Source organism: Armatimonas sp., assembly GCF_043760365.1.
GTDB lineage: Bacteria > Armatimonadota > Armatimonadia > Armatimonadales > Armatimonadaceae > Armatimonas.
This window is the reverse complement of record NZ_JAYUPA010000476.1, coordinates 1-4,648: the sequence shown is the minus strand read 5'-3', so window position 1 is coordinate 4,648 and position 4,648 is coordinate 1. Positions and strand designations below refer to the sequence as shown.

The window sequence follows — 4,648 nt, the reverse complement described above, 5'->3', positions numbered from 1 at the left end:
GGCACCTGGCAGAGCTGGCACGCCGCTCGATCCGCCCAATGAAATTGGGCGTCTGCAATGGCACTGCGTGCCGCAAAGCCCGTGCCGGGCTAGGGAATGAACCGCCCCCGGGGCAAGCCCCGAAGTATCACGGGCAAGGTAGTCGGCCTGAGAGCCGACAGCCAGAAACCGCGACTCCTGAGAGAGTCGCGGGTGTCCAAACCGGTGAACGGGGCAAGCCCCGAGGTATCGTACCCGTAAGGAATAAACTCGGTAGCCCGGCACGGGCTTTGCGGCTGAGGAACGAAGCCACTGAAGACGCCGATTTCAATCGGCGGCATCTTTAGGCGGGTTGCGTCCGATCAGTGGGTACTGCTCGAAGTCCCAGACCTGGCCATTGACGCGGGGAGCCTCGTCGGAGAGCAGCCAGGCGACCATGGCGGCGACATCCTCGGGCGTTTGCAGCCCCCCCGATGGCGCGACGGATTTCGGGAGCCGCTCGGGCCAGTCGGGCGGCAGGCCCTCGGCGATTTTCAGCGCGTACTCGCTATCGGAGAGAGTCCAGCCAAGATTCAACTGGTTCACCCGCACGCCCTCGGCCCCGTGCGTGTCGCCTAAATTACGCGTGAGTACCATCAGCCCGGCTTTAGTGAGCGAGTATGCCAGCAAGTTGCGCTCCCCACAGTAGGCATTCGACGAGCCGATATTCACCACTTTGCCGCCGCCCTGCGCCCGGAAGTGGGGGAGCGACGCTTGGATCAGCAGCAGCGGTGCACGCAGATTCACCGCCATCAGCCGGTCAAAGAGCGCGGCATCGGTCGTCTCCACGTTCGAGCGCGTCGTTAGTGCGGCGTTATTGACCAGCGCATCCAGCCGCCCGTACTTTAAAAGTACCGTGTGGATAATCTCTTTGGGAACGCTTGCCTCGGCGAGATCACCCGCGATCCCCACCAACCCCTCCAGCTCCGCCGCCGTCTGCGCGTGCCGGATTACCGTCCAGCCCTTCGTCTCCAGCCGCTCAGCGATCACACGTCCGATCCCCCGGACACTGCCCGTGACAAGAACTATTTTGTTTGTCATGTTACTCTCTTGCCCCCTAGCCCCCGTGCAACGGGGGGAATACAAGGAATCCGATTCCTATTTGTCCCTCCGCCCGGCGGGGGTTAGGGGGCCTCACGCCTTGATGCCGATTTTCTCTAAAAGCTGAGGGCGGGTGCGTAGGGCGCGGCGGGCGAGCTTGCGGTACGTCATGGTCCAGCTATCGAGCTGGGTGAGGAGCGTGGCCTGCTGGGGCGTGAGGTCTTGGGAGGTGCCTTTGGCCTGCTCCTGTGCCTGGTTGGCCGCATGGAGCGCTGCGACTTTCTGCTTCTCTGTGGTGAGCTTCGCTTCGGTGTAGCCCTTGGCGGCCAGCTTTGCCTTCACTTCGTCAGGGGCAGTGCGTGCGCCGCTGAAGAGCTTGTCGGCGTAGAGCAGAAACGCAGCGAGGGCCTGGGGCTGTGCGCCCTTGCTCAGCCCCAGGGTGGCGAGGGCGGCGGAGTCGCCTTTGAGGACTTCACGTGCCACAATCGCAAGATCAGAGCAGGCGAGCCGGGCCACGGAGAACGCCTCTACGACGGCCTGAGTCGCGTCTTTTTGCGCGGCGCGTGCTTGCTGCACCACGATCAGAAAATCTCGCACCCCCTCCAGCTGCCCCTGTGCCGCTGTGAGCGCCGCGCTATCGTAGCCAAACGCCGCCATCGCGCTCAGAATCTCCGGGTCGCTCTGGGAACCTGTGATCGCAAGCTCCGAGCGCATCAATATCATTTCCGCGCTGTAGAGAGTGTACTTCTTTGTTTTCGTACTGCCTGTCATTTCCATAGTTCTATCCTGCCTTTCTCACTGTTTGATTATCTGATATTTTTGTCTGCGCTGTTATTGTTTCTGTATGGCCTGGATTAATTCCTGTCTGTCCTTGAGTTATTTTAGCCTATTCTTTAGTTATCCCTGTATGGACTTAGATTGGATTTGCCTGCCTTGCTATTGTGATTGGAACCACTGTGAAAATATTCGTCCCGTTTTTTCATTACTACAGTGAGTTATGACTTGTTGTACAAGCTGCCCCCACTCCTCCACTGCATCCTGCCACTGACTGAGCTGCTGCGCCAGCGTCACAAGTTCGCCCGCACAGAGCTGCCACTCTTCCTCGGAACACTCTTTCAGTGAGGTGATCGTCCAGCCACGGAAAAGCAGGTTCAAAACAGCACTGTTTTCCGGGTTGTCCTTTGCTAGTTGTCGTAGCTCGTCCAGGTAAGGCTTGGCTTTGGTAACGCTGGTCGCGTCTGCCGTGGCGTTGGTAAGCCCACCTGCATAAGCGATAAGGGCACGACTCGTGTCTTGTATCCCTGCCAGATAGAGACGGGCTTTGTCAAGCATTCCACGCCCCGCCCACTCAAAGAGGAGACGTGGAGCAACCCCCATATTCCAGAACAACACGGCGATTTCAGTTGTTGGTTTCTGAGAGAGTATCTCGACCGTTGGGCCGTACACAGGGTCGAAGAGATAGTCCTCTATCGTGCGATCCAGATACTCTGCAACCGCTACCGGGTTCAGTTCCCAAGCAAGAGCAACCAGTGCTTTGGTCTGCTCTATCACCTGCTGTTTGTTACGCTCTCTATTGGGTCTGTCTAGCTGCCCCGTGAGCAGGAAATCGCCTTTGAGACGCCGGAGGATCAGAAGCTCCCCCAGGAGGTCGGGGCGGATTCCGGTCAGCTCGCCCAAGGCATCGTTGTAGCCATCGCCCAGTGCACAGAGCATGGTGAGCTGGTCATCGTCGCCGATCAGCGGTAGTCCCGCCGCGAGCTTCTGCGGGTTCGTCAGGGCGGAGAGTTTGCAGGAACCCACCAGCGTTGCCAGTACCAGCGCGTTGAGGTGCGTACCGTCCACATTCGCCTCGTACCAGTGCTTCTGCTCCAGTCGTAGCACCACCTCCACCAGCCCCTCCGCCGACCAGTTGGCTTCATTACCACACTCAGCGATCCCACGGGCGGCAAAGAGCAGGAACAGGGGGCGGGCGGGTTCTTTGAGGCGTGTTTCTAGGCGCTCCAGCACGGCAGGCAGATCAGGGGGAATGCGAAACTCAAGCCGCTCTAGCTCCTCGTGCAAAATTGTCAGCCGGTCGTGTTGGGCCAGTGGTGTCAGGCTCAGTGCGGGGGCATCGTGCTCATCGTCGTGGATCACCGACGAAACGCCCTCGAAGAACCGCACCCAGACATACGGCTCACGGTCACGGTCTACCAGTAGCACGCGCACCGGGATTTGAGAGGACGCGAAACGCTCTTGAAGCAGCACCAGCAGACTCACCAGCCCGATTTCATTTTCTCCCACATGAGTCTTGCGGTGGAGTGCGTAGTCCACCACGATCAGGGTCGCGACAGTGGGAGTCCAGCTCTCCCAGGCATTAAACGCATGATCGCGGCGAAGAAAGCCCGTCTGCCAGTTTTGCATCGCGGCATAGCGCACCAGCTCCAGCGCCACGCGGCTCTTGCCACTTCCTGCGCGCCCGGTCAGCCGTGCCCAGCGTAGCCCCTCGCCTTTTAGAAATGTTTGAAGGGTGTCGCACGTCTCACCGTAGCCATGAAACGGGCTGATTCGTCGCTCAAAGAGATAGACCACATTTTGCGTTTTCGCCGCCCGGAGGTTCTCAAAGCGCGTCAGCTCCGGCTGTGGGTTTACCAGGGCTTTGAGACTGGCGTGAATCTCGCCGGTCTGCTTCAGAAGCTCACTCTGGAGAAACAGCAGCACCCCGTAGCCTGCCTTGGTGTCGTGGCGCAGGAGATAGGTAAAGGCCGGAGCGTAGTGCTCTGCCACGTACTGCGCGAGCGGCCCGAACTCGGGGAAGCCCGCCATCGCAGCATCTGTCAGAGTCTGCCAGTGCTCCCCGACCAGCAACGTCAGCAACAGCGCGAGCCACTCCGTGTCTTGCAGTCTCTCCGAATCAAAGAGCGCCTCCGCTCCGTCCTGGTAGAGCGTTTCCACAAAGCGCCCCTGAAGAAAGCTCAGGTTTGGCACGGAACTCAGATCGAAGGCATTCCAGCGGGCATCGAAGTTTTCCAGGCGCGCGGTCAGCCAGGCTTGGTTCTGCGCATACTCCGGCTTATCTTTGGGATAGACCTCGATCAGGGTTTTAAGAGCCAGCCCCGCCACCCGATGAATGTCATGGTTGCGAATCTGCTGGTGCGGATCGTGAGCCTTACGATCTAGAATTGCCTCTTGAAAGCTCGCCGCGCCACTCTCCCCAAAGTAGGTCTTTGTAACCTCGGCGAGCCCTTGTCCTAACACCGTTCCTAGAGCTGCACCAGACTGTGCCCCTAGTTTTTCGCCTACATACCATGCCACTCCCAGCGTGAGAGTCTTTGTCGCAAGGGAAACAAGAGCCGGACGGCTAAAATTTGGCAGAGTAGGGCGGCGCATGAAGATAAATTCGTGCGTCCGTGTGCATTATCCTGCTAACAAGGCTTCCAGGCGCGGAATTCCGGTTGTCGCGCCCAGTGCCTGCACACACGCCGCTCCGACCCTGTTGGCGAGTGCGGCGGCCTCCAGGGGAGCCAGCCCACGTGAGAGCCCGGCCAGAAACCCAGCGCACCAGGCATCGCCCGCCCCCAGTGTGTCTACCACCATGATTCCTGGCTCG

The 4,648-nt window shown here is 59.6% G+C and carries 4 protein-coding genes; all 4 read right to left on the bottom strand.

Annotated elements, in window-relative coordinates; translation table 11 throughout:
- Positions 1-306: 306 nt before the first annotated feature.
- The gene (locus ACH2EH_RS11125) at positions 307-1,059 is read right to left on the bottom strand and encodes an SDR family NAD(P)-dependent oxidoreductase (protein ID WP_395141653.1); all 753 of its coding nucleotides are present in this window, start codon (positions 1,057-1,059) and stop codon (positions 307-309) included.
- Positions 1,060-1,152: 93 nt separating this feature from the next.
- Positions 1,153-1,830 (bottom strand): hypothetical protein, encoded by a 678-nt coding sequence (locus ACH2EH_RS11120; protein ID WP_395141651.1) that lies wholly within the window; start codon positions 1,828-1,830, stop codon positions 1,153-1,155.
- 165 nt (positions 1,831-1,995) lie between these two features.
- Entirely contained in the window at positions 1,996-4,428 is a 2,433-nt protein-coding gene (locus tag ACH2EH_RS11115) for a hypothetical protein (protein WP_395141649.1), read from the bottom strand.
- Between the two features lie 27 nt (positions 4,429-4,455).
- Positions 4,456-4,648, bottom strand: a 193-nt coding sequence (locus ACH2EH_RS11110; protein WP_395141647.1) for a PfkB family carbohydrate kinase, incomplete at its 5' end; no start/stop codon positions are given.

What these genes read in the sequence shown, in the direction of transcription:
- ACH2EH_RS11125 (WP_395141653.1), bottom strand. Translation starts at nt 1,059, where the DNA reads ATGACAAACAAAATAGTTCTTGTCACGGGCAGTGTCCGGGGGATCGGA.
- ACH2EH_RS11115 (WP_395141649.1), bottom strand. Translation starts at nt 4,428, where the DNA reads ATGCGCCGCCCTACTCTGCCAAATTTTAGCCGTCCGGCTCTTGTTTCC.
- ACH2EH_RS11120 (WP_395141651.1), bottom strand. Translation starts at nt 1,830, where the DNA reads ATGACAGGCAGTACGAAAACAAAGAAGTACACTCTCTACAGCGCGGAA.